General features: G+C 52.8%; 24 protein-coding genes. 20 read left to right on the forward strand and 4 right to left on the reverse strand.

Features of this window, described 5'->3' with window-relative positions:
- The 4 genes from L1F30_RS08230 (at position 1) to L1F30_RS08245 (ending at position 3,590) form a co-directional block, all read left to right on the forward strand.
- Positions 1-1,830, forward strand: a complete 1,830-nt coding sequence (locus L1F30_RS08230; protein ID WP_253361518.1) for a chemotaxis protein CheW — start codon at positions 1-3, stop codon at positions 1,828-1,830.
- Between the two features lie 95 nt (positions 1,831-1,925).
- Positions 1,926-2,411, forward strand: coding sequence for a chemotaxis protein CheW (locus tag L1F30_RS08235; RefSeq protein ID WP_253361520.1), 486 nt, complete (start codon positions 1,926-1,928; stop codon positions 2,409-2,411).
- 36 nt (positions 2,412-2,447) lie between these two features.
- On the forward strand, positions 2,448-2,963 hold the full coding sequence (locus L1F30_RS08240; protein ID WP_253361521.1) for a DUF2802 domain-containing protein: 516 nt from the start codon (positions 2,448-2,450) through the stop codon (positions 2,961-2,963).
- A 72-nt stretch (positions 2,964-3,035) separates the two neighbouring features.
- Entirely contained in the window at positions 3,036-3,590 is a 555-nt protein-coding gene (locus tag L1F30_RS08245; RefSeq protein ID WP_253361523.1) for a hypothetical protein, read from the forward strand.
- Between the two features lie 103 nt (positions 3,591-3,693).
- Here the strand turns inward: L1F30_RS08245 and L1F30_RS08250 are convergent, their stop codons facing one another.
- Genes L1F30_RS08250 through L1F30_RS08265 form a run of 4 tightly spaced genes read right to left on the reverse strand, consistent with a single transcriptional unit; the run spans position 3,694 to position 7,200 of the window.
- Complete coding sequence (locus L1F30_RS08250) at positions 3,694-4,446, reverse strand: YciK family oxidoreductase (RefSeq protein WP_253361524.1); 753 nt, start codon at positions 4,444-4,446, stop codon at positions 3,694-3,696.
- 16 nt (positions 4,447-4,462) lie between these two features.
- Complete coding sequence (locus tag L1F30_RS08255) at positions 4,463-5,131, reverse strand: HAD family hydrolase (RefSeq protein ID WP_253361526.1); 669 nt, start codon at positions 5,129-5,131, stop codon at positions 4,463-4,465.
- Positions 5,124-5,855, reverse strand: a complete 732-nt coding sequence (gene ubiG, locus L1F30_RS08260) for a bifunctional 2-polyprenyl-6-hydroxyphenol methylase/3-demethylubiquinol 3-O-methyltransferase UbiG (RefSeq protein ID WP_253361528.1) — start codon at positions 5,853-5,855, stop codon at positions 5,124-5,126. The genes L1F30_RS08255 and ubiG overlap by 8 nt, the downstream gene beginning before the upstream one ends.
- 4 nt (positions 5,856-5,859) lie before the next feature.
- Positions 5,860-7,200 carry a TRZ/ATZ family hydrolase gene (locus L1F30_RS08265; protein WP_253361530.1) on the reverse strand — a complete coding sequence of 447 codons (1,341 nt, stop codon included), beginning with the start codon at positions 7,198-7,200 and terminating at the stop codon, positions 5,860-5,862.
- A 300-nt stretch (positions 7,201-7,500) separates the two neighbouring features.
- On the opposite strand from L1F30_RS08265, the gene gyrA reads away from it, so the two are divergent.
- The 16 genes from gyrA to cysN all read left to right on the forward strand — a co-directional run bounded on the left by gyrA (position 7,501) and on the right by cysN (position 25,719).
- Entirely contained in the window at positions 7,501-10,068 is a 2,568-nt protein-coding gene (gyrA, locus tag L1F30_RS08270; protein WP_253361532.1) for a DNA gyrase subunit A, read from the forward strand.
- A gap of 47 nt (positions 10,069-10,115) precedes the next feature.
- A complete protein-coding gene (gene pheA, locus L1F30_RS08275; RefSeq protein ID WP_253361534.1) occupies positions 10,116-11,234 on the forward strand; it encodes a prephenate dehydratase in 1,119 nt (372 codons plus the stop codon).
- Entirely contained in the window at positions 11,235-11,864 is a 630-nt protein-coding gene (gene cysC, locus L1F30_RS08280; RefSeq protein WP_253361536.1) for an adenylyl-sulfate kinase, read from the forward strand.
- Positions 11,865-11,867: 3 nt separating this feature from the next.
- Positions 11,868-14,144, forward strand: coding sequence for a bifunctional prephenate dehydrogenase/3-phosphoshikimate 1-carboxyvinyltransferase (locus tag L1F30_RS08285; protein WP_253361538.1), 2,277 nt, complete (start codon positions 11,868-11,870; stop codon positions 14,142-14,144).
- Positions 14,145-14,241: 97 nt separating this feature from the next.
- Complete coding sequence (locus L1F30_RS08290; protein ID WP_253361540.1) at positions 14,242-15,594, forward strand: phosphomannomutase CpsG; 1,353 nt, start codon at positions 14,242-14,244, stop codon at positions 15,592-15,594.
- A 24-nt stretch (positions 15,595-15,618) separates the two neighbouring features.
- Positions 15,619-16,506 (forward strand): UTP--glucose-1-phosphate uridylyltransferase GalU, encoded by an 888-nt coding sequence (galU, locus tag L1F30_RS08295; protein ID WP_253361542.1) that lies wholly within the window; start codon positions 15,619-15,621, stop codon positions 16,504-16,506.
- A 258-nt stretch (positions 16,507-16,764) separates the two neighbouring features.
- Complete coding sequence (locus L1F30_RS17595) at positions 16,765-17,079, forward strand: ComEA family DNA-binding protein (protein WP_371922655.1); 315 nt, start codon at positions 16,765-16,767, stop codon at positions 17,077-17,079.
- A 222-nt stretch (positions 17,080-17,301) separates the two neighbouring features.
- Positions 17,302-17,979 (forward strand): (d)CMP kinase, encoded by a 678-nt coding sequence (gene cmk, locus L1F30_RS08305; RefSeq protein ID WP_253361544.1) that lies wholly within the window; start codon positions 17,302-17,304, stop codon positions 17,977-17,979.
- 169 nt (positions 17,980-18,148) lie between these two features.
- Complete coding sequence (rpsA, locus tag L1F30_RS08310) at positions 18,149-19,837, forward strand: 30S ribosomal protein S1 (RefSeq protein WP_253361546.1); 1,689 nt, start codon at positions 18,149-18,151, stop codon at positions 19,835-19,837.
- A 279-nt stretch (positions 19,838-20,116) separates the two neighbouring features.
- The gene (ihfB, locus tag L1F30_RS08315) at positions 20,117-20,413 is read left to right on the forward strand and encodes an integration host factor subunit beta (protein WP_253361548.1); all 297 of its coding nucleotides are present in this window, start codon (positions 20,117-20,119) and stop codon (positions 20,411-20,413) included.
- 2 nt (positions 20,414-20,415) lie between these two features.
- Complete coding sequence (locus tag L1F30_RS08320; protein ID WP_253361550.1) at positions 20,416-20,697, forward strand: LapA family protein; 282 nt, start codon at positions 20,416-20,418, stop codon at positions 20,695-20,697.
- Between the two features lie 59 nt (positions 20,698-20,756).
- Entirely contained in the window at positions 20,757-21,881 is a 1,125-nt protein-coding gene (locus tag L1F30_RS08325; RefSeq protein ID WP_253361552.1) for a tetratricopeptide repeat protein, read from the forward strand.
- Positions 21,882-21,969: 88 nt separating this feature from the next.
- Positions 21,970-22,677 carry an orotidine-5'-phosphate decarboxylase gene (pyrF, locus tag L1F30_RS08330; RefSeq protein WP_253361554.1) on the forward strand — a complete coding sequence of 236 codons (708 nt, stop codon included), beginning with the start codon at positions 21,970-21,972 and terminating at the stop codon, positions 22,675-22,677.
- Between the two features lie 167 nt (positions 22,678-22,844).
- Positions 22,845-23,759, forward strand: a complete 915-nt coding sequence (gene cysD, locus L1F30_RS08335; RefSeq protein WP_253361556.1) for a sulfate adenylyltransferase subunit CysD — start codon at positions 22,845-22,847, stop codon at positions 23,757-23,759.
- 114 nt (positions 23,760-23,873) lie between these two features.
- Positions 23,874-24,215 carry a four helix bundle protein gene (locus L1F30_RS08340; protein ID WP_253361558.1) on the forward strand — a complete coding sequence of 114 codons (342 nt, stop codon included), beginning with the start codon at positions 23,874-23,876 and terminating at the stop codon, positions 24,213-24,215.
- Positions 24,216-24,309: 94 nt separating this feature from the next.
- Positions 24,310-25,719 (forward strand): sulfate adenylyltransferase subunit CysN, encoded by a 1,410-nt coding sequence (cysN, locus tag L1F30_RS08345; RefSeq protein WP_253361560.1) that lies wholly within the window; start codon positions 24,310-24,312, stop codon positions 25,717-25,719.
- The last annotated feature ends 6 nt before the right edge of the window (positions 25,720-25,725 follow it).

Below are 25,725 nucleotides of genomic sequence, written 5' to 3' on the forward strand. Positions count from 1 at the left end.
ATGGGGGCTGCGCAAAATTCCGTGGCTGACTATCTGGCTGAACTGCTGGAAGAGCCACAAGAGACGCTAGAGCCGCTAGACCCACAAAAGTCTGGTGTTGATGCTGAAACCACAAGCAAAGATGCACTGGCGCGTAAATCTGAACTCGGGCCTGCATCAGGCGCGCAGGCTTTATCTGAATCCGCAGCAGAATTTGACCTGGAATCAGTAATAGACTCGAAAACAACAGCCCATCAAAGCGCCGAAGAACCGCCTGCGGCCAACCCCACAGAAAATGCGACTGGCAGTGGGCTGATTGATCAGAGCACAGGCCCTGGCGCGCCAGCAGCCAGCGCCCCCCAGCAAGATATAACCCCTGAGCTTGATCTGGCGCCAGCCCGTAAAGAGCCCTCAGAGCATAAGGAGCCCTCAGCGCATGAAGAGCCCTCAGCGGGTAAAGAGCCCTCAGCGGATAAAGAGCCCTCAGCTAGTAAAGAGCCCTCAGCCCCCGAAGAGCCCCAAGTGAATCAAGAGCAGGCTTCTGAATCTCGAACAGCACCGCCAACCCAACTGGATACCAGTCCGGCTGTTAACCTTGAGCCCATTGCAGGTGCAGCAGTCACCGGTGATGCGCTTGTTGTTGATCTTGCAGAACAGGGGGTGCAAGAGGCGCCACTGCCAGAGGCCGAGCTTCGGGCGGCTTCAGCCCCGGCGTTTAAAGCGCCGGAGCCGGCATTAGAACAAGCGCCTGCATTAGAACAAGCGCCTGCATTAGAGCAACAGCCTGCAATAGAAAAAGAGCCTGAACCAACCCAAGCATCGGAACCAAAGCCTGCCCCAAAGGCTGAGCCCAATGCGATAGCGCAGCCCCCAGCAGAGGCCACCACGCAATCTGGGCGCGATAGTCAGCCAGAGCCGCAATCAAAGCCCACACCTGCAGATGCGCCAATGGCGGATGACAAGCCGGAGCAGGCAGCACCTGAACGGCCACTGAGGCACGCTGGGCACGGATTTACTGCAAGCGCATCTGGCCAGAGCCGGTATCAGCCAGATCTATCATCAACAACCGGCGGTACAGCCAACAGTCAGGGGCCTGCGCCTGTGCAACCCACCCCTGCACAAGATGCTTGGGCGGTTAAGCAAGAGCGAGACTTGGCAGAGGTTGATCGCGAGCGCCTCAACCGCCTGTTAAGCAGCGCGCGCCCCCAGTCTGCGCCTGCTGGGCTGAAAACGGTGCCGCAAGAACCCGAGGTGGTGCCAGTAACGCCCGCGCCGCAGCTAACCCCTAGTAAACCAGCGCCGGTTGAGGCGCCGCCTGCTGAGCCGCAGCTTGAGGTTGAGCCTCACATTGAGCAGGCGCTACTTGCAGATACCCAATGGCACGAAAATGGCCGGCCCCAGTGGGCGCAAGAGCGTTTTGATGTGCTGCTGTTTAAGGTTTATGGCCTCACCTTGGCTGTGCCCTTGGTGGCACTTGGCCAAATCCAGCCTATTACCGATGAGCTAACGCCCTTGTTTGGGCAGGCAAAATGGCTGATGGGCTTGCAGCCTACCCCCGTGGGGCGAATTAAAACGGTCAACACCGCCTTGTTTGTGATGCCCGAGCGCTACAACCCGGAATTCTTGGAAACAGCCAAATATGTGGTGTCTATTCACGGGTTGGATTGGGGGCTGGCGGTAGATTCCGTACAGCAGCCTAAATCGCTAGATCCAGACGACGTGAAATGGCGCGCAAGCCGCGGCCAGCGCCCGTGGCTTGCGGGCACCATCAAGGCCCATATGTGCGCCCTGATAGACGTTGCCAATATGGGGCAAATGCTGGCGGCATCAGACAAGAATCACCGGGGTTGAATTAGTGCCAGTCCGACTGGCATAGAAGCTGCTTTAATCTATATTAAAAGGGCCGTCGCTAATATTTTGACGCTGCTTAGCCTGAGGAATTGAGAATGGCCACGAGTTCTACCAAAACCAAATCCAGTGAAGATCCCATACTCCAGTGGGTAACCTTCAAATTAGCCGGTGAAACCTACGGCATTAACGTAATGCAGGTGCAAGAAGTACTGCGTTACTCGGAAATTGCCCCTGTGCCCGGTGCGCCTTCCTATGTTTTGGGCATCATCAACTTGCGCGGCAATGTGGTAACCGTTATCGATACCCGTCACCGGTTTGGCCTGGAGTCGGGCGAGATAAACGACAACACGCGCATTGTGATTATTGAGGCAGATAACCACGTGGTAGGCATCTTGGTAGATAGCGTGGCCGAAGTGGTGTACCTCAGGCAATCTGAAATAGAAACAGCGCCCAATGTTGGCAATGATGAGAGCGCCAAGTTTATTCAGGGCGTGTGCCACAAAAACGATGAGCTTCTAATTCTTATTGAGCTTAATAAGCTGCTCTCCGACGGAGAGTGGGCAGATCTAGACAGTATCTAACGTTAAAACCGAAAGTGATAAATTCCGGAGCCCGGCATGCAAAACTTACTTACCCAGCTTACCTCGCTTGAAATGGTGTTAGTCGGTGCCGTAGTGGTTAGCTGGGTGGCTGTGGCATTGGCGATGGCAAGTTTAATCAAGGTTAAACGCCAGGAAATACTGGTTCACAACGCCATGGACGAGTTAAAGCGTTCTGTCTCTATCGGCAATAACGGGCTGATGGGTATGGGTCGCAAGCTTTTGAATATTGAAAAGACCATGCAGCGTCAGCAAAACCGGCCGGTGGCTGCAGGCGGTGTGGGCACGGCTGCAGCAGCCGCAAAATCCTCAGGCGCCCAAGCCCGGCAAATGAAGCCCTCGCAGGTTAATCCGTTTGCCCAATTCGCTACCGAAATAGATGCCCAGCCCGCAAAAGATTCACACTACCAACAAGCGTCAACTATGTTGGCACAGGGGCTTACTGCAGCTCAGGTAGCCAGTGCTACGGGTATGTCGCATGCGGAAATTCAGCTGCTGGCCATGCTTAATGGTCAAGCGGCCAGCGTCAATTAATTGCCCGTGCCAATGCTTACCCGTTGCATCTCCCTTGCTGTAATTTGCGCATTGTTCAGTGGCTGCAGCTTTGTGGAGTTAAAGCGCAGTGAACACACAGCACGCGCAGGCAAAAGCCTAGACCCTTCGGTATTTTCTTCCATCACCCCTGGCACAACAGATAAACAGTGGCTACTGCGTTACCTGGGCCACCCGGATCAGGTAATAGAGCTGGGTGGCGGTAAACAACAGTTTCTTTACAAGGTTGAGCACAACGAGAAAAAGTCGCTGCGGGTGTTTTTGTTGTTTGAGCAGCGCGCCGATAAAACCACGCCCCATTGGTATGTGGTAGAGCTTATGGGTGAAAAAGTGGTAGATGCCTGGCAGAAAACGCCTGCGCTGCCGCCTCAGGTAAAGCCGGAAGTGCCTCAAGAATCGCATTCTGAACAGGCGTTAGACGTTGCGCAAAGTGGTACAGCGGCCACAGGCAAGCCTGCCCATTCAACCGCTACTACAAGCGCTACAACAGCTAATCAATCAGCGCCTCTGGCTGCTCAGCCAACAGCAATAGTTCCCGAAGGTGGCGCAACCCAAAGTAAAACCCCCGCAGCCCAAGCTACAGAGCCCACTAAGCCCGGCACTGAATAAGGCTGGGTGTGTTACTTCTCAATTTAAAAAACCGTTAATCAGCCAAGCGCCCTTGCCGAATGTGTGCCGCAGTACAGGGGCTTAGCGTCGCCTGTGGGATTGATTATTTGCCAGAGGCATCAATTTGTTGGCCGTTCACATGCTTTGAGTCTTGCCCCATCAGGTAGAGGTATGCGGGCATAAGAACGCTGGGGGCTTTTACGTCTGCGGGGTTTTCAGCCGGGTAGGCCTTGGCCCGCATTTTGGTGCGCGTGCCACCGGGGTTGATGCTGTTTGCCCTTACCTTGCTGGTGCCGTCTTCTTCATCGGCCAGGGTTTGCATCAGGTTTTCCGCTGCAGCTTTCGAAATCGCATAAGCGCCCCAATAGGCGCGGCCTTTGTAGCCAACGCTTGATCCGGTAAACACCAGGCTTGCCCCATCAGATTTGCGCAACAACGGCAACAACGATTTGGCCATTAAAAACGGTGCGTTCACATTTACTTGCATCACCCGGGCAAAGGTATCTGCTGAATAGTTTTCAAGCGGGGTGCGATCGCCAAGCAGGGCTGCATTAAATAAAATGCCGTCGAGTTTGCCAAAGGCTTCGTCAATGCGGTTGCACATATCAATGTAGTCGGCTTCTGTTGCTCCAAAAAAATCAATGGGGTAGATGGCCGGTTCTGCGAGTTTTTCGCTCACAATGGTGTCGTATACTTTTTCTAGCTTGGCTACTGTGCGGCCCATTAAAATAACAGTTGCGCCGTGGCGAGCAAAGGTAAGCGCGGCTTCTTTGCCAATACCGTCGCCTGCGCCGGTGATTGCAATCACGCGAGTGCTTAAAAGATCTGATGGTGCCTGGTAATCCAGTGGGTTCATGAGGTGCTCCAAAATTTTAATGGGTGCCTTGCACGAAAGAAATGATCTGCTCAGCCAGCTCCTGTGGCGAGTCGGCAATTTCGTGGGCGCCCCAGGTGGTAACGTCAATGTGTGGGGCAAGGTAGCCGTAGGCAACGGATATGGTGTGCATGCCCGCAGCAATGCCAGCTGCAATGTCGCGCTCGTGGTCGCCGCAGTAGCCTAACGCGCTGGCTGGGGTGCCAATTTTTTTAGCGGCCAATAACAGCGCGTCTGGTGCGGGCTTGCCGTTTGCAATGTCGTCACCGCACACAAGGCAGTTTGGCCTTAGCCCGAGCCGCTCCAGCAACACAGTGGCAAAACGGCGATGCTTGTTTGTCACAATGCCCCAGGGCGTATGATTGGCTTCAAGTATGGCCAGCAGGTTATCCATACCAGAGTAGAGGTGGCAGTGCAGGCCGATAACCTTTTCGTAATAGTTTAAAAACTGGTTTTGCAGCTCTGCAAAGCCCGGGTGGTCCTGGCTTATGCCAAAACTTGCTTCTGTCATAATGGCGCCACCGCCGTTCACCAAGGGTGAAATTTCTGCGGTGGTGAGGCGGCTTAGCTTATGGGCTGTTCTGAAATGGTTAATAACCGCAACAAAATCAACGGCTGTGTCTACCAATGTGCCATCTAAATCAAACAGAAAGCCACGCTCAGTCATGGCGTTTCCGGGCGTGTACCAGGTAGTTTACAGATACGTCGTGTTCATTCAGCCTGTAGGTTTTAAACAGCGGGTTGTAGGTGAGCCCTGTCATGGCAACCAGCTCAAGGTTCGCATTGCGGAGCCACTGTGCAAGCTCGGAGGGCTTTATGAATTTACTGTACTCATGGGTTCCCTTTGGTAGCAACTTTAACAGATATTCGGCGCCCAAAATTGCAAAGGCGTAGGCCTTGGGGTTGCGGTTTAACGTTGAAAAAAACAAATCGGCGCCGGGCTTGGCAAGCGCTGCACATGCTTTTATTACAGATTCAGGTGAGGGCACGTGCTCCAGCATTTCAAGGCAGGTTACCACCTCGTAACTGCCGGCTGCCTGTTCTGCTTTTGCCTCGGCCGTTATTTGTTGATATTCAATATCAAGCTCGGATTCAAGGGCATGCAACTTTGCCACAGCCAGTGGTGCCGCCCCCATATCAATGCCTGTAACCCGGGCGCCGCGGTGGGCGAGCGCTTCGGTGAGTAGCCCGCCGCCACAGCCAACATCAATGGCTTTTTTACCCGCAACCTGTGCGCGTAAATCAATGTAATTGGCGCGCAGCGGGTTGATATCGTGCAGGGGTTTGAATTCAGATTGCGGATCCCACCAGCGCGCGGCTAGCGCTTCAAACTTGGCGATTTCAGCCGGGTCCACATTTGCGCCCGGATCAATGTTTTCGGAAGTTGCCATAAAATTACTCAGAGTCTTTTGCCGCAGCACTAATGCGGGCTTGCCACTGCTGGGCGTTGTGTAAAATGTTTTCGGCATTGAGCGTGTTGAGCTTGCGCTCTTGCACCAATAGCTTGCCGTCTACCCACACGTGGCTCACCTTGTGGGCGCACTCGGTATATAAAAGGTGGGCAATAGGGTCGTACAGTGGCGCGAATTGTAAATCATCCAGGGCAATGGCGGCGATATCTGCGCGCTTGCCAACGCTGAGTGAGCCCACTAAGTGATCAATACCCAAGGCTTTGGCGCCGTTGATGGTGGCCATGGCAAGCAGGGTGTCTGCACCCATTACTGCCGGGTCTCCGGCGGCTACCTTGCCTAAAAAGGCCGCGGTGCGCATTTCGCCCAGCATGTTGAGGTCGTTATTACTCGCAGCGCCGTCGGTGCCGAGGCAAATGTTAACGCCTGCGTCAATCAGCTTTGCGCTGGGGCAAATGCCGCTTGCGAGTTTCATGTTGCTTTCCGGGCAGTGCACAACCTGTGCGCCCGTGCGTTTTAACAGCGCGATATCTGAATCGTCCAGTTGTGTCATGTGCACACACTGGGTGCTTGGTGCCAGAATACCTAACTTGGCCAGCCGTTGGCTGGGCCGCTCGCCGCTTTCTGCCAGTGCGCTTGTCACCTCATGAGCGGTTTCGTGCAAATGAACCTGTATGGGGCAGTGGTAGCTATCGGCCAGGGCCTTCAGCCGGGTAAAGGTATCATCGGAGACTGTGTAGGGTGCATGTGGCCCCAGCGCCATGCTTACGGTTTCATGGCCTTGGTATTGCGCCAGCAACTGCTCGCCTTTGGCAAGGTATTCGGCAGGGCCGCTCGCCCAGGGCGTGGGGAACTCCATCACGGGAATGCAAATTTGTGCGCGCATGCCCGCGGCCTCGGCAACGGCTGCTGCGGCCTCGGGAAAGAAATACATGTCTGAAAAGCAGGTGGTGCCACCCAGTAGCATTTCGGCAATGGCAAGTTCTGTGCCTTCGCGTACAAATGCATCAGACACATGGGCCGCCTCGGCGGGCCAAATGTGCTCTTCAAGCCAGGGTTTCAGGGGCAGGTCGTCGGCGTAGCCGCGCAAAAGGCTCATGGCCGCATGGCCGTGGGCGTTAATCAGGCCAGGTATCACCAGGTGCCCGGGCAGGCGGATCTCTTCATTGGCCGTGTAATTTGCCTGCGCATCCGCCGCGCTACAGATGTCTACAATGGCGCCCTGGTTAATTATTAGGCAGGAATCCCTCAGAATTCGCCCTTGAGTTGGGTCTACCGGGGCCAGCCAGCGGGGGTAAATTGCGGTATCTACGGTTTTTTTGGTCATAAATCAGCCTGTTCGAAAAATTGCACTGCCGGCATTTGCGCGATTTCCCGGCGTCTTGATTGAAAATTGTGCGCCGGGCGCGGTTGTATTGCGGCTGCTGCAGTCGGCATATGAGCGGCAGTATAACGCTCTGCGGGCGCGGCTGTAGAGGCAGTGCCTATGTTATTGAAAATATGGTAGTATCCGGCGCTTATGTGCGGCCAGTGCGGCGTTTATTGGCGCCTGCCCCGGTGCCCGAGTCGGGTTTGATTGTGGGGTTACGCCCCCAGGTTAAAACAACAAAAAGGAAAGCGGTATTCCATGGGTGAATTAGCTAAAGAAATTTTACCTGTCAACATTGAAGATGAGTTGAAGCAATCCTATCTCGATTACGCCATGAGCGTGATCGTAGGCCGCGCACTGCCAGATGTTCGCGATGGCCTGAAGCCTGTGCACCGTCGCGTGTTGTTCGCCATGAGCGAGCTGAACAACGATTGGAACAAGGCCTACAAAAAATCTGCCCGTGTGGTGGGTGATGTGATCGGTAAATACCATCCCCATGGCGACTCCGCCGTATACGACACCATTGTGCGTATGGCCCAGCCCTTCAGCCTGCGTTACATGTTGGTTGACGGCCAGGGTAACTTTGGCTCCATCGATGGCGATTCCGCAGCTGCCATGCGTTATACCGAAATCCGCATGGCCAAAATTGCCCACGACCTGTTGGCCGATCTCGATAAAGAAACCGTTGATTTCGTGCCCAACTACGACGGCACCGAGCAAATTCCAGCAGTGCTGCCCACCCGTATTCCCAACTTGCTGGTAAACGGCAGCTCCGGTATTGCCGTGGGTATGGCAACCAATATTCCACCGCACAACCTCACCGAAGTAGTGAAGGGGTGCCTGGCGTTAATCGATAATGCAGATATCACCATCGATGAGCTGATGGAGTATATCCCCGGCCCGGATTTCCCCACCGCCGCCATCATTAATGGCCGCGCCGGCATTATTGAGGCCTACCGCACCGGCCGTGGGCGCATTTATATTCGTGCGCGCGCCGTTGTTGAGACAGATGAAAAGTCTAACCGCGAGCGCATTGTAATATCTGAAATTCCCTATCAGGTGAACAAGGCTCGCCTGATTGAAAAAATTGCCGAGCTCGTAAAAGAGAAAAAGATTGAAGGCATTAGCGAGCTGCGCGATGAGTCCGATAAAGACGGCTTGCGCGTGGTTATTGAACTTAAGCGCGGTGAGGTGGGTGAAGTTATCCTGAATAACCTCTACGCGCAAACACAGCTTGAAAACGTATTTGGTATCAATATTGTGGCCTTGGTAGACGGCCAGCCAAAAATATTGAACCTCAAAGAGTTGCTGGAACACTTTGTGCGTCACCGCCGTGAAGTGGTTACCCGCCGTACGGTTTACCTTTTGCGCAAGGCGCGCGAGCGCGGCCATATTCTGGAAGGTTTGGCCGTTGCCATTGCCAACATAGACCCGGTAATTGAGCTGATTAAATCATCGCCCACCCCTGCAGATGCCAAAGAGGCATTGCTGGCCCGTGGTTGGGAGTCTTCTGATATTGGCCAGTTTTTAGAGCGCGCCGGCAGTGATGCCTGCCGCCCCGATGGCCTGCCGGAGCAATTTGGCCTGCGCGATAGCAAGTACTATTTATCGCCAGAACAAGCACAAGCCATTCTTGAGTTGCGCCTGCACCGCTTAACCGGTATGGAGCACGATAAGCTTTTGGGCGAATATCAGGAAAAGCTTGAATTGATTGCAGGCTATCTTGAAATTTTGGGCTCGTCCGTGCGCTTGATGGAAGTGATTCGCGAAGAGCTTGAGCAAGTAATTGCAGATTTTGGCGATGAGCGCCGCTCTGAAATTGTCACCTCGCGCCGCGACCTGACAATAGAAGATTTAATTACCGAAGAAGATCGCGTTGTCACTATTTCCCACGGTGGCTACGCTAAGAGTCAGCCGCTGGCAGATTACCAAGCGCAAAAGCGCGGTGGCCAGGGCAAATCTGCAACAGCGGTAAAAGATGAAGATTTCGTAGAGCACCTGCTGATTGCCAATACCCACACCACGCTGCTGATGTTTACCAACGCAGGTAAAGTGTATTGGTTGAAGGTGTATCAAATTCCATTGGCCGGGCGCCAATCACGTGGCCGCCCGGTGGTTAACCTGCTGCCGCTTGAAGAGGGCGAGCGCGTAACATCAATCCTGCCGGTGCAGGAATACGACGACGACCACTTCATCTTTATGGCAACCGCCAACGGCACAGTGAAGAAAACAGCGCTCACGCAGTTTTCACGCCCGCGTAGCGTGGGCCTGCGTGCAATTGAATTAGACGAAGGTGATCAGCTGGTTAAAACCGCCATCACCAACGGTAGCTGCGACATCTTGCTGCTGGCAAGCAGCGGTAAAGCTGCACGCTTTAAGGAATCCGATGTGCGCGCGATGGGTAGAACCTCACGTGGCGTTCGCGGCATTCGCCTGCAGGAAGATCAGCGTGTTGTGGGCATGATTGTGCCAGAGCCCGAAGGTTTCGTACTCACGGTAAGTGAAAACGGCTACGGCAAGCGCACCGAAGTGAACGACTTCCCAACCAAGGGCCGTGGCACCCAGGGCGTAATCGCCATGGCAGCCAGCGAGCGCAACGGTTTGTTAGTGGGCGGTGTGCAGGTGTTTGATGGCGAGGAAATTATGCTGATTTCCGATCAAGGCACCTTGGTGCGCACCCGCGTGAACGAAGTGTCTGTGTTGAGCCGCAATACCCAAGGCGTGCGCCTGATTAAAGTGAAGGGCGCCGAAAAACTTGTGGGTGTAGAGCGTATTGAGGAATCAGACGAAGAGCAGGCCGAAGGCGAAGTAGACGCGTCCGAGTAAACCGTTATTAAAGGCCTAAAATTGGATTAGGCAGTGAGCTAAGAGTTATGGCGAGCGATCAGGAACGCGAAAAAAACGATACCCAGCAGCAGCTGCTAGCCTTGCGGGATCGAATAGATGCAATAGACGAGCAAATTGGCCAGTTGATCAGCGAGCGCGCCCTGTGCGCGCAAGCTGTGGCTGAAGTTAAAAAAGCCGCGGGCGACCAACAGGTAATCTACTACCGGCCGGAGCGTGAGGCGCAGGTGTTGCGCCGCGCCATGGAGCGCAATAAAGGCCCCTTGGGCGATGAAGAGGTGGCCCGGCTGTTCAGGGAGATCATGTCTGCCTGCCTGGCACTTGAAGAGCCTATTAAAGTGGCGTTTCTTGGGCCTGAGGGCACCTTCACCCAGCAGGCGGCGCTCAAGCATTTTGGCAATAGCGCCGTCACCCGGCCTATGTCTGCCATAGATCAAGTGTTCCGCGAGGTTGAAGCCGGTGCCGTTAACTACGGCGTAGTGCCTGTTGAAAACTCAACGGAAGGCGTGGTTACCCACACCCTTGATAACTTTATTGGCTCTAACCTGAAAATTTGCGGCGAAGTTGAGCTGCGCATCCATCACCACTTGATGGTGTCTGATGTCACCCATACTGATTCCATTACCCGTATTTATTCACACTCGCAATCTTTGGCCCAATGCCGCAAGTGGCTGGATGCCCATTACCCTAAGGCTGAGCGCATTGCGGTTAACTCCAATGCCGAAGCTGCAAAGCGCATTAAAGGCGAGTGGAACGCGGCGGCCATTGCGGGCGAAATGGCGGCCGAGCTTTACGGTTTGCAGGTGCTTGCTGAAAAAATTGAAGACGAGCCCGATAACTCAACCCGATTTCTCATTATTGGTACCGATCAGGTGCCGCCAAGCGGCGAAGATAAAACCTCCATTGTGGTGGCGGTAAAAAACTCGCCCGGTGCACTGCACGATTTGCTGGAGCCTTTCCAGCGTCACAAGGTGGATTTAACCCGCGTGGAAACCCGGCCATCACGCAGTGGCGCCTGGACATACGTGTTCTTTATTGATTTCAAAGGCCATGTAAATGAGCAGCCGGTTCAATCTGCTTTGGGCGAAGTGTCTGAGCGGGTTTCAGATTTAAAGATTCTGGGCTCTTACCCCAAAGGCGTTCTGTAAGTGAATGAGCGCTTTCTAACCTGGCACGACCATAGCCTTAACCAATCAAACCATGCGGCGCAAAAGCAGCAAAGCCCCTGTTTGATATGGTTTACCGGGCTTAGTGGTGCCGGTAAATCAACCATCGCCAACGGTGTGGCGTTAGCCCTTTATGAACGCAACAAGCACTCCTACCTGTTAGATGGCGATAATGTGCGCCACGGTTTAAGCGCAGATTTAGGCTTCAGTGATGCAGATCGCGTTGAAAATATCCGGCGTATTGGTGAAGTGGGGCGCCTGATGGTAGATGCAGGCCTCATTGTATTAAGTGCCTTTATTTCCCCCTTTCGTGCAGATAGAAAGCTTGTGCGTGAAAAGTTTCCGGCAGGCCAATTTTTTGAAATCTATGTGCGTGCACCCTTATCGGTTTGCGAGCAGCGCGACCCAAAGGGCCTCTACAAAAAAGCGCGGCGCGGGCAGCTGCAGCAGTTCACCGGCATAGATTCCGCCTATGAGGAGCCGCAGGCGCCAGATTTGGTAATAGATACCGCAAATTGCAGCGAGCAAGAGTGTATAGCGCTTGTGATTGAATTTATGTCGCGCAAGGGTTTGCTTGAGTACACAGTTGCAGCACAAGGTGGGGCGGTGTAATTCATGGGCACTTCAAGCGCTGCATCAACGGCTTTGCATCAGTCATCACAGCCTGCTGCACAGGTTGTGGTAAACAAGCTTGTGGTTATTGGCATTGGCTTGATTGGCTCAAGCTTGGCTGCGGGCCTAAAAGCCCGCGGCGGCTGCCGGGAAGTCATTGGCATAGCCCGCAGCATGCAAACAATTACACAAGCGAAAGCCTTGGGTGTTATCGATCGCGGTTTTCTAAGCCTAGAAGAGGTAGCGCCAGAGCTAGGCGAGGGTGATCTGGTTTTCATTGCCGTGCCAACGCTCAGTGTTGCCAAGGTGCTGCATGAATGTGCACGGTTTCTGCCGGCAAGTGTCACCATCACTGATGGCGCTTCTGTAAAAGGCAGTGTGGCCCAGGCAGTGCTTGAAGCCTATGGTGCTGTGCCACCACAGCTGGTGCTTGGCCACCCCATTGCGGGTTCCGAAAAAAGCGGTGTTACTGCGGTTAATCCATCCTTGTATGAGCGGCACCGCATTATTTTAACGCCCCAGGCTGAAACCTCACCGGTGCATTTGCAGCGTGTGGTTGAAATGTGGCGAGCAGTGGGCGGCGATGTGGTAGAGATGCCCATAGATGTGCACGACGATGTACTGGCCTCCACCAGCCATTTGCCTCACGCCATCGCCTACTCGCTGGTAGATACCCTGGCGCACGATTCAGATAACGCCGATATTTTTAAATATGCAGCCGGCGGCTTTAGAGATTTCACCCGTATTGCCTCCAGCGACCCGCTCATGTGGCACGACATCATGAAAGCCAACCGCGAATGCGTGTTGGCATCGCTCGATTTGTTTACTGCAAATCTTGCGCGTTTACGTAGAGCCATCGCAGCAGATGATGGCGAATATATGCTCGGGGTTTTTACCCGGGCAAAAGAAGCGAGAGATCATTTTACTCGATTAATAAATAAACAGGCGTTTGTACCCAAAATGCAAAGCAAAGAAGTCACATATATCATGCAGCCCGGCGGCAACGTACAGGGCAAAATTCGTGTTCCCGGCGATAAATCCATGTCGCATCGCTCTATCATGCTGGGCTCACTCGCCAACGGCATTACAGAAGTAGAAGGGTTTTTGGAGGGTGAAGACGCCCTTGCAACACTTCAGGCTTTTCGCGATATGGGCGTGGTTATTGAAGGCCCGGTTAACGGTAAAGTAAAAATTCATGGCGTTGGCCTCAATGGCCTGAAGCCGCCCGCCGGCCCGCTTTATGTGGGCAATTCGGGTACTTCAATGCGATTGTTGGCGGGCATTTTGGCAGGCCAGCAGTTTGACAGCGTACTTACCGGTGATGAATCGCTCTCAAAGCGCCCCATGAACCGTGTGGTGAAGCCGCTGCAAAGCATGGGTGCGAACATCAGCGCCGAGGGCGAAAAAGGCTTGCCGCCTTTGGTTATTAAAGGCGGCGCCAAGCTGAACCCCATTAACTACACATTGCCGATGGCATCGGCGCAGGTGAAATCTTGCGTATTGCTGGCAGGTTTATATGCCGAGGGTGAAACCCAGGTAACAGAGCCTGCGCCAACGCGGGATCACACCGAGCGCATGCTTCGTGGTTTCGGCTACGAGGTTGCCTCGCTAGGTGCTACGGCAAAATTAAGCGGTGGCGGCAAGCTTGCCGGTGGCAAGATTGATGTACCTGCAGATATTTCCTCTGCAGCGTTTTTCCTGGTTGCGGCCTCTATCACGCCCGATAGCGACTTAACGCTCTTGCATGTGGGCATGAACCCCACGCGCGTGGGTGTGATTAACATTTTGCGCGAAATGGGTGCAAATATTGAAGTGCAGAATGCCCGGGAAGTAGGCGGTGAACCAGTGGCAGACTTACGCGTAAAATATGCACCATTAAAGGGCATTAACATCCCTGAAGATCAAGTGCCGCTGGCGATTGATGAATTCCCGGTGCTGTTTGTGGCGGCCAGCTGCGCTGAAGGCACCACGGTATTAACTGGCGCGGAAGAATTACGTGTTAAAGAAAGCGATCGCATCCAGTCTATGGCAGACGGCCTGATCACCTTGGGCGTGGTTGCCAAGCCAACGTCCGATGGCATAGTGATAGAGGGCGGCACCATTGGTGGCGGTGAAGTTGAAAGCCACGGCGATCACCGCATTGCCATGGCGTTTGCCGTGGCATCGCTGCGCGCAACCGCCCCAATTGTCATTAAAAATTGTGCGAATGTGGCCACCTCTTTTCCCAACTTCACAGAGCTTGCTACAGAAGTTGGCATGAATCTGGCTGTATCGCCCTAAAGGCAAAGCGCCGCGGGTGTTACTCTTTACCCGTGGCGCAATATTTAACTGTTACCTGCTGATTAGCTATCAAGTTCGCAACAAGGATTTTTTATTAATGGAAAAGCTGACCTGCTTTAAAGCCTACGATATTCGCGGCAAGCTAGGCACAGAGTTAAATGACGACATCGCCTACCGCATTGGCCGCGCCTACGCCCACTACCTAAAGCCAAAAGAAGTGGTTGTGGGTGGCGATGTTCGGCTTACCAGCGAGTCGTTAAAGCTTTCCTTTGCGCAAGGCTTGATGGATAGCGGTGTGAACGTAGCTGATATTGGCCTGTGCGGCACCGAAGAAATCTATTTTGCCACCAGCCACCTGCAAGTAGATGGCGGCGTGGTGGTTACTGCCAGCCACAACCCCATCGACTACAACGGCATGAAAATGGTGCGCGAAGGTTCGCGTCCAATCAGTAACGATACAGGCTTGCTGGATATCAAACGCCTGGCAGAAGAGGGCAGCTATGGTGAGATTGCCGCCACAAAAGGCAGTTTGCGCAAGGTTGAAGTAATAGATGCGTATGTGAAGCACCTGCTCGGTTATGTTAATGCCGAAAAACTTAAGCCACTCAAGCTTGTGGTAAACGCAGGCAATGGCGCTGCCGGCCACGTGGTAGATGCCATAGAGCCGCACCTGCCATTCGAGTTAATCAAAATCCAGCATGAACCCGATGGAAACTTCCCCAATGGTATTCCTAACCCGTTAGAGGTAGATAACCGCCAGGCCACCATCGATGCCGTGCGTGAGCAGGGTGCAGACATGGGCATCGCCTGGGATGGCGATTTTGATCGTTGTTTTTTGTTTGATGAGCGGGGCGATTTTGTAGAGGGCTACTACATTGTAGGCTTATTGGCCGAAGCCTTTCTGCGTAAATACCCGGGCCAAAAAGTGATTCACGACCCGCGCTTAACGTGGAATACCCAAGATGTTGCGGCAAGTATCGGGGGCTTGGCGATTCAATCGAAAACAGGCCATGCGTTTATCAAAGAGAAAATGCGCGCAGAAGATGCCGTTTACGGCGGCGAAATGAGCGCGCACCATTACTTCCGCGATTTCTTCTATTGCGATAGCGGCATGATCCCCTGGTTGCTGGTAGCCGAGCTGCTGTGTGTAAAAAACAAGCCGCTATCAAGCTTGCTGGAAGAGCGCATCGCCAAATACCCCTCGCCGGGTGAAATCAACAGCAAAGTAGCAGATGCAGAGGCCGCCATTGCGCGCGTGCTTGCCCATTACGAGGCGCAGGCGTTGGAGGTGGACCGCACAGATGGCATCAGCCTTGCCTTTGCAGATTGGCGGTTTAATTTGCGTATGTCTAATACAGAGCCGGTGGTGCGTTTAAATGTTGAATCCCGTGGTGATGCAACACTTATGCAGCGTAAAACCGATGAAATTCTTGCCCTGGTAAGGGCGTAATACACTTCCAAACTGGAGGCACGGATGTCAGCACCTTCTACCAAACCCATTAGAAAGGCAGTTTTCCCTGTTGCAGGCATGGGTACCCGTTTCTTGCCGGCAACCAAGGCCATCCCAAAGGAAATGTTGCCCATAGTAGATCGCCCCTTGATCCAGTACGCCGTTGAAGAGGCCTATGCTGCAGGTATTCGGGAGATGATTTTCGTAACCGGGCGCCACAAGCGTGCCATTGAAGATCATTTCGATACCGCCTTTGAGCTGGAGCACGAGCTGGAGCAAGCCAACAAGCATAAAATGCTGGAGATGGTGCGCTCGGTTAAGCCTGCCGATATGCAGTGTATTTTTGTGCGCCAGCCGCAAGCCCTGGGGCTGGGGCATGCCATTTGTTGCGCTGAAGCCTTGGTGGGCGATGAGTTTTTTGCAGTGCTCCTGGCAGATGACTTAATGGTGGGCGCCAAGCCGATTTTGCAGCAAATGGTTGAAGTGCACGAGCGTACCGGTGGTTCGGTGCTCGCCACGCAGGATGTGCCCAAGGCGCATACCTTTCGCTACGGAATATTGGATGTAAAAGGCAATAAAGAACAAACCGCGCAAATTTACGGCATGGTTGAAAAGCCAGACCCGGAAGAAGCCCCCTCAACGCTGGCAGTTGCAGGCCGCTACATTTTATCGCCCAGTGTATTTGGAAAGATCCGCACCCAGCCACGGGGTGCCGGCGGTGAAATTCAGTTAACCGATGGCATAGCTGCACTGTTAAGTGAAGAGGGTGTGTATTCGCACCGTTACGATGGCAGGCGTTACGATTGCGGCAGTAAAGAAGGCTATATTCAGGCCACTATCGATATGGCGCTGGAGCGTGACGATTTAAAAGATGCTGCAAAAGCTCACCTTGATAAAATCTACAACAAGTAATTGTTGCAATGGGCGCCAGCTTTTCAGAGGCTGGCGTACCACTTTTGCTTATTTTGCTTGACGCACTTTCATTTACCGCTAATTGGTACGTTTGAAGTAAGCCATATCCCACAAACTTTTACGCTATTTGCCACAAGATCTTTTGAGCGGCTTTGCGTATTCTGAAATTGCTGGTGAGGAGTTAAGCCGGCAACTGGCATAAAGGTGTAGCCACTTAAATAAAGTTAGGGATAACAGCACACACACGGAGGTGTACCCATGCGTAAATTTCGCAATGCAACATTCTTGTTTCTCGCCCTTGTTTCATCATCAGTAGCGGTTTATTTGCCGGCAGTCGCAACAGCCGCAGAAAAACCTGTAGCAACCGCACAAGTTCAAACCGTTAACATCAATACTGCCACTGCCGAGCAATTGGCTGCTGCACTTAAAGGTGTGGGCTTAAAGAAAGCGCAGGCCATTATTGAATACCGCAATAAGGTGGGTAAGTTTGTAAAGGTTGAGCAGCTTGCAGAGGTTAAAGGCATAGGCGCGGCCACCATAGAGAAAAACCGCACCCGCATTACCTTGAAGTAAGCGTTACCCGCGACTCTACCGGTCAGGTGCCATTGCTGTGGGCAGGGAGCCATAGCCAGGGCATGACGCGCAGGCTACAGCTTCGGCATCTGTCCCGTAGGGTCGCTTTTGAGTTTACAGCACGCAACTAGCCCATTTTGCTGTAAACTCCTTTTCCCTTCTGTTTAACCCCATCTCACCAAATCATTACTGATATAATTCCCGCTTTTTGAGGAAGTACTAGTGAGTGATGCGTTAATTATCACTATTGATGGCCCCAGTGGTTCCGGCAAAGGCACCATCAGCCAGCGGGTGGCACAGGCGCTGGGCTTGGCACTGCTAGACAGTGGCGCACTCTACCGTTTGGTGGCCTTGTGCAGCATTCGCCAAGGGGTGGATCTTGCCGATGTGGCAGCCTTAGCGGCAATCGCCCGCAGTTTGCCCGTGCAATTTAAGCCCACAGGCGAGGGGGTTGAGGCCTTCCTTGAAGGCGAATCTGTAGGGCTTGCCATACGGGCTGAAGAAGTGGGGCTTGTGGCCTCGCAAGTGGCAGCAATTCCAGAGGTGCGTAAGGCCCTGTTGCAGCGCCAGCGCGATTTCGCAGAGCCCCCGGGCCTGGTGGCCGACGGCCGCGATATGGGTACGGTGGTGTTTCCCGGTGCCCAGGTGAAAATCTTCCTTACCGCCAGTGCCGAAGAGCGGGCAAATAGGCGCTTTAATCAGTTGAAGCAACGGGGGGAATCTGTTAGTCTCCCGCGCTTGCTGGAGGACATCCAGGCGCGCGATGCGCGGGATATGAATCGACAGGTCTCACCCCTCAAGCCTGCAGATGACGCTATCGTAATTGATAGCTCGCAAATGGGTATTGATGAAGTGCAGGATGCGATTTTGGCGGTAGTCGACAACCGCTCGCCCGATTGACCGCACTACAGGTGTTTTTTGGTGGATACGCCCGGCTGCTTTGCCAGAGAGAAAGCAACCAGGCGTTTTTATTAACCGGCCCGCAGAACTGGCTTTGCGGTACAGCGGTAGACCCCATTTCAGCCCCAAGGGCATCCTCGGTCTCCGTGTCGTATATAAAGGTAGCCTCATGAGCGAAAGCTTTGCAGAACTCTTTGAAGAAAGTTTGAAATCCGTTGATATGATCCCCGGCACTATCGTGACCGGCGTTGTGATCGATATCGATAAAGACTGGGTGACTGTTCACGCTGGTCTGAAATCTGAAGGCGTGATTCCCGCCGAGCAATTCAAGAATGAAAACGGTGAGCTGACCCTGTCTATTGGTGATGAGGTTCAGGTTGCCCTGGAAACCGTAGAAGACGGTTTCGGTGAAACCCGTCTTTCCCGCGAGAAGGCCAAGCGTGCCGAAGCGTGGAAAGTGCTGGAAGCTGCACACGCTGCTGATGAAGTGGTTACCGGTGTTATCAATGGCAAGGTTAAAGGTGGTTTCACCGTAGACGTTGCCAGCATCCGCGCGTTCCTGCCAGGTTCACTGGTAGATGTGCGTCCGGTACGCGAAACCGCGCACCTGGAAGGCAAAGAGCTTGAGTTCAAAGTGATCAAGCTGGATCAGAAGCGCAACAATGTGGTTGTTTCCCGTCGTGCGGTACTGGAGCAAGCCAACTCTGCCGAGCGCGAAGAGCTGCTGGCAAGCCTGCAAGAAGGCATGGCTGTTAAGGGTATCGTTAAGAACCTGACCGACTACGGTGCTTTCGTAGATCTGGGCGGTGTAGACGGCCTGTTGCACATTACCGATATGGCGTGGAAGCGCATCAAGCACCCAAGCGAAATCGTGGCCGTTGGTGACGAAATCGACGTTAAAGTGCTGAAGTTCGACCGCGAGCGCAACCGTGTATCGCTGGGCCTCAAGCAATTGGGCGAAGATCCATGGGCCGCTATCACCAACCGCTACCCAGAAGGTGCCAAGGTTAAGGCCGTGGTTACCAACCTCACAGACTACGGCTGCTTTGCCGAGCTGGAAGAGGGCGTAGAAGGCCTGGTGCACGTGTCTGAAATGGATTGGACCAACAAAAACATCCACCCATCCAAGGTTGTAAACGTGGGTGATGAAGTGGAAGTGATGGTGCTGGATATCGACGAAGAGCGTCGTCGTATCTCCTTGGGTATCAAGCAATGTCAGGAAAACCCATGGGATGCATTTGGCCGTCAGTTCGCTAAAGGCGACAAGATCTCTGGCAAAATCAAGTCTATTACCGATTTCGGTATCTTTATCGGCCTGGACGGCGGTATCGACGGCCTGGTTCACCTGTCAGATATCTCTTGGAACGAAGCCGGCGAAGAAGCTGTGCGCAAGTACAAGAAAGGCGACGAGCTGGAAACTGTAATTCTGGCCATCGACCCAGAGCGTGAGCGTATTTCTCTTGGTATCAAGCAGTTGGATCAAGATCCCTTCAGCGAATACGTTGCCACTAACGATAAGGGCACCATTGTTACCGGTACCATTAAAGAAGTGGATGCCAAAGGCGCTGTTGTAGTGCTGGCAGACGACGTAGAAGCAACCTTGAAAGCGTCTGAAATCAGCCGCGACAAAGTTGAAGATGCGCGCAATGTGTTGAAAGAAGGCGAGTCTGTAGAAGCCAAAATCATCAACGTTGACCGTAAGAACCGCGTAATCAACCTCTCTATCAAGTCTAAAGACGTTGATGAAGAGAAGGCCGCAATCAAAGAGCACAGCAGCAAGCAGACTGAAGCTACCGCTTCTGGCCCTTCGACTATTGGCGATTTGATCAAGGCGCAAATGCAGAGCCAAGACAAATAAGTCTTGTAATGCATGAGTTAAAAAGGGCCGCTTAGCGGCCCTTTTTTGTGCCTGACCATAAATTCTGGCCGTTAGCTGTTGTGGGGTTTGTAGCACACGGCTGGCGCCAAAAGCGCAGTGCGCGCCTATTTTTTTAATAAAAACAGTGGGTTATCTTGCAATTTAGTTGCGATTTGTAGAATCCTGGTGTAAAAATAACGCTATGTGCTTGAATTCTGGTGTTTTATTTCGCGCGCATAGAATAATAAACGCCAAAAATCGCCATTGCAGGAGCTTCAAATGACCAAATCGGAGTTAATCGAGCGGATTGCGCAGCGCCAGGATCAACTGTCTGCCAAGGATGTAGAGTTGACGGTAAAGCTGCTGCTTGATTACATGTCTGATGTGTTGGCCGCAGGTGACCGCATAGAGATCCGGGGCTTTGGCAGCTTTTCCTTGCACTACCGCGAGCCCAGAGTAGGGCGCAACCCCAAAACCGGCGAGGCAGTAGAGCTGCCCGGCAAGTACGTGCCCCATTTTAAGCCCGGTAAAGAGATGCGCGATCGCGTTAATCAAAGTCTTCAGCAGTACCCCTAACTATGAATGCCATTAACCGGCTTGTATCTCTGTTTTTACTTCTCATCGCGCTCATCTTTGGTGCCTGGTTTGGGTGGGATAACCAAACCCCCCTTATGCTCCATGTGTTTGGTTATGATCTGCCCTCGGTAAGCGCGGGTGTGGCCATTCTGATGGCGCTCGCCATGGGTGTGGTGCTAGGGCTTGGGGTGGCCCAGTTCAGCCTGTACCGGCTGCGCATTAAAAACAGGCAATTAAAAAAGCAGCTAAAGCGAGCGACCTCCTTTCCTGTAACGGGTGACTAGATTTGTCCAACGCCCTGATATTTCTTCTGCTTTTGCTGGCAATCCTCTGTGGTTACATCATGGGGATTTATCAGCGTCGCACCGATGAAGACGAAGAAGAAGAGCAGCAGGCCGGCAATAAGCAAGACCTGCTAAAAAATCTTGGCCACATTTTGCGCGAAGAGCCAGATACCGGGCTCGACCAATTTATTCATCGCCTGGATGTAACGCCCGCCACCCTCGATACCCACCTGGCCGTAGGCAGCCTGTTGCGCAGAAAGGGCGAGGTTAGCCGGGCCATTCGCGTACACCAAAACCTTATTTCACGGCCCAGCCTTTCCAAACAGCAGCAGCGCCAGGCGCAAGTAGAGCTGGCACAAGATTTCGCCCAGGCAGGCCTGCTTGATAGGGCAGAGCGACTGTTGCTGGAGTTACTGGATGAAGAGAGCGAGCAAGACAAAATTGCCCAACTATTGGTAGATATCTACCAGGATGAGCGCGAGTGGGCGCGAGCACTCGAGGTGGTAGATCGCCTGGGTAAGGGCTGGTTTGTGAAACTCTCAGACCACTGGCAAACCCTGCGGGCACATTTTTACTGCGAGCAGGCATCGCTCGCGGTGGCCCAGGGGGATTTGGTATCTGCCCGCCGCTTGTTAAAGCAGGCCCGCAGCCAGCAAAAAAATCTTGCCCGCAGCTACTTGCTGGCTGCAGAGGTAGACATTCTGGCAGGTGAATACCCGCGGGCGTTAAGCTCGCTGGAATCGCTTATGCTGGTAGATGCCGATGCACTGTATGCAGGCCTTGCGCTGCTCAAGGGGTTGGCAAAGTACGAAAAGCTAAAGCCCCCCGTAATTCAGCTGCTACAGCAAGCCTGGCGCAAAACCCACATTGCAGCCTTCGTGCTCACAGAGCTAACCCTGGTTGAAGGCCGCAGCTTTGAAGAGCAGGGGCAAATTCTTAAAGTGGCCCTGCAAGAGCACCCCAATCTGCGCTTGTTAGATGCCTACCTCAACCTGCTGGCAACCCAAAAGGTAGAGTTTCAGCCCATTTTGCTGCCGCTCGAGGCCATGGCCAACAGGCTAGAGCGCCTCTCGCATTTTCGGTGCGGGCAGTGCGGTTTTATGGGCAAACAAATGCACTGGCTTTGCCCCAGCTGTAAAACCTGGAGTTCGCTTGCCCCAATCAAAGGCCTAGAGGGCGTATAGGCGCGCTAAATGGCGTATAATGCGCGCCTGAATTTGCAGGCCGCCGGGCCCGCAGCCATTAAACCTGCCGCAGAGATTTGCAGAACTCATGCAAAACGCCAACACCCAATCCCCCATTATTGTTGCCCTGGATTACCCCAACGCCTCTGAGGCGCTTGCCATGGCAGACAAACTAGACCCATCCCTTTGCCGGGCCAAGGTGGGCAAAGAGCTCTTTACCGCAGAGGGGCCGGCGCTTGTTAGGCAATTGGTTGCCCGCGGGTTTGATGTGTTTCTGGATCTGAAATTTCATGACATTCCCAACACCGTAGCCAAAGCCGTGGCGGTTGCCGCAGACTTGGGTGTGTGGATGGTAAATGTACACGCATCGGGCGGCGCTAACATGATGGCGCAAGCCAAAGCCGCATTAGCGCCGTTTGGGGCAGACGCGCCTTTGTTAATTGCAGTAACTGTGCTTACCTCAACAGAGCCAGATTCGCTGGGGGAGATAGGCGTGCAAGGCACGCTGGATGAACAGGTGGTACGCTTGGCCTGTTTAGCGGAATCGGCGGGTTTGGATGGCGTGGTTTGTTCTGCAAAAGAGGCAGTGCTTTTGCGCCAAAATACCGGGGCTGGTTTTAATTTGGTCACCCCGGGTATTCGCCCGGCAGGTAGTGCAAAAAATGATCAGGTGCGCATTATGACGCCGCCAGAGGCAGTGAGCGCGGGGGTTAACTACATGGTAATAGGTCGCCCGATTACCCAGGCGCAAGATCCATCGGCTGCACTTGCAGGCATTTTACAATCTATTGCTTAGCAATCTTTCAGAACTAAACCAACAAGCATAGTCATATTCCTAATTCGCAGGTTAGCCCTAGAGACTAACCTGCTGATTTTACGTATAATTCCGCCACATTTTTGACATATGCTGGCACTAGCGTGCAAAATGCGCGCACCAGCAAGGACAGCGGTATTACGACCTCTATGACTTCCAAATATCAACTCACTCACCTGCAGCAGCTTGAAGCTGAAAGCATCCACATTATTCGTGAAGTAGCCGCCGAGTTTGATAACCCGGTGATGCTCTATTCGGTAGGTAAAGATTCCGCCGTCATGATGCACCTCACCATGAAGGCCTTCTACCCCGGTAAACCACCGTTTCCGCTCATGCATGTTGATACCACCTGGAAATTCAAAGAGATGATTGAGTTCCGGGATAACCTGGTTAAAAAAGAGCTGGGTTGGGATCTTATCGTTCACATTAACGAAGAAGGTGTGAAGCAGGGCGTGGGCCCATTTACCCACGGCAGTGCCAAACACACAGACATCATGAAAACCCAAGCGCTCAAGCAAGCGCTTACCAAGCACGGGTTTGATGCAGCCTTTGGCGGCGCAAGGCGCGATGAAGAAAAATCCCGCGCAAAAGAGCGCGTGTATTCCTTCCGCGATAAATACCACCGGTGGGACCCAAAGAACCAGCGCCCCGAATTGTGGAACATCTACAACGGCCGGGTAGATAAGGGCGAGAGCATCCGCGTATTCCCATTATCAAACTGGACAGAGCTGGACATCTGGCAATACATCCACCTGGAAGGTATTCCCATTGTGCCCCTGTACTTTGCCGCCAAGCGCCCAGTGGTTGAAAAAGATGGCGTGATGATCATGGTAGATGACGAGCGCATGCCCATCGGCCCGGAAGATAAAGTAGAAGAAAAGATGGTGCGCTTCCGTACTTTAGGCTGCTACCCGCTCACCGGCGCCGTAGAGTCACAAGCCACCACCTTGCCCGAAATCATTCAGGAAATGCTGCTAACCAAAACCAGCGAACGCCAGGGCCGGGTAATCGACAGCGACAGCTCCGGCAGCATGGAAAAGAAAAAACAGGAAGGATATTTTTAACGCGAAGCGTTAATAAGCTTACAGGAAAAGGAGTTTACAGCTAACAGGACAAGCGAATGCGCTTCCTTTTAGCTGTCAACTGTACGCTGTAAACTTTAATAACAAGGAAGTTTTATGAAGTTTGAAACCTTAGAGGTATGGAAGAGAAGCGCAAATCTGGCCTCGCAAGTTTATGTTGAGCTAGCGCAACTGAAAGATTACGGGTTTAAAGATCAGATAACCCGTTCCTGCTTGTCTATATCCAGCAATATTGCAGAAGGCTGGGAGCGCGATAGCAGTAAAGAGAAGTGCAGGTTCCTCAATATAGCAAAAGGTTCAGCGGCTGAATTTATTTCCCAAACCTATATTGGGCGCAAAATCAAATACATTCCGGGTGATGCAGGTAAGCATTGGCAGCAAGAAGCTAAGGAAATAGCTGCAATGATCGCGTCTCTCTCAATGAAATTAGACCATTAAATTACGGAGGAGCAGCAGTACATAAACGCAAATGGGTAAGTGGTTGTTTTTGCCTTTCCTGTAAGCTGTAAACTGTAAGCTGTTAACTAATTTTATGTCCCACCAGTCAAACCTAATCGCAGAAGACATCAACGCCTACCTAGAGCAACATGAAAACAAAGAAATGTTGCGCTTTATTACCTGTGGCAGTGTAGACGATGGTAAATCAACACTCATTGGCCGCCTGCTGCACGATTCAAAAATGATTTTTGAAGACCAGCTGGCTGCAATCGAGAAAGATTCCACCAAGCATGGCACCACCGGCGAAAAAATAGACCTCGCATTATTGGTAGATGGCCTGCAGGCAGAGCGGGAGCAGGGCATTACCATTGATGTAGCCTACCGCTACTTCTCAACTGAAAAACGCAAATTCATTATTGCAGATACCCCCGGCCACGAGCAGTACACCCGCAACATGGTAACCGGTGCGTCAACGGCAGATTTGGCCATCATCTTGATTGATGCCCGCTACGGCGTGCAAACCCAAACCCGCCGCCACAGCTACATTGCTTCACTGCTGGGTATCAAACACATTGTTGTGGCCATTAACAAAATGGATTTGCTTGGTTTCTCTGAAGAAAAGTTTGAGTCCATCAAAGCAGATTACCTAAAGCTTGCAGAAAAGCTGGGCATGCAAGATGTGTATTTTGTGCCCATTTCAGCGCTAGATGGCGACAACGTTGTAGATAGAAGCACCCGCGCCAATTGGTACCAGGGCCAAACGCTCATGGAAATACTGGAAAGCGCACCCATCGCAGAAGATCGCAACCTTTCAGATTTCCGCTTCCCTGTGCAGTATGTAAACCGCCCCAATCTCGACTTCAGAGGCTTCTGCGGCACGGTTGTATCTGGCGTGGTGGCAAAAGGCGATGAAATTAAAGTATTGCCAAGCGGTAAAACCAGCAAGGTAAAAGCCATAGTTACCGCAGATGGCGAGCTGGATGAAGCCTTTGTAGATCAATCGGTAACCCTTACCCTTACAGATGAAATAGACATTAGCCGTGGCGACATGTTGGTAAAAGCGGTAGATCAAGTAGTGGCCGCAAATGCCATGAACGCCCACTTGGTGTGGATGGCCGAAGCCCCGCTAGATACCACAAAAGAATACCTCTTCAAATTTGCCGGCAAAACCGTATCCGGCCATGTTAACGCTATTGAGCATCGCATAGATGTAAACACCCAAAACAAAGAAACGGTAGAAAACCTGGCCCTTAACGACATCGCCAAGGTAAATCTGGAATTAAGCCAGCATGTAGTGGTAGACCCATACAGCCAAAACCGCGCCACCGGTGCCTTCATTGTTATAGATAGGCTAACCAATGTAACAGTGGGTGCCGGCATGGTAGAAAGCGCTACAGAGCACAAAGGGGTAGGGAAGGCAGGCAAATACAGCGAGTTTGAAAAAGAACTCAATGCACTGGTAAGAAAGCATTTCCCCCATTGGGGCGCTAAACGAATAGACTGAAAAATA

This window comes from Simiduia sp. 21SJ11W-1 (assembly GCF_024138675.1).
GTDB lineage: Bacteria > Pseudomonadota > Gammaproteobacteria > Pseudomonadales > Cellvibrionaceae > Simiduia.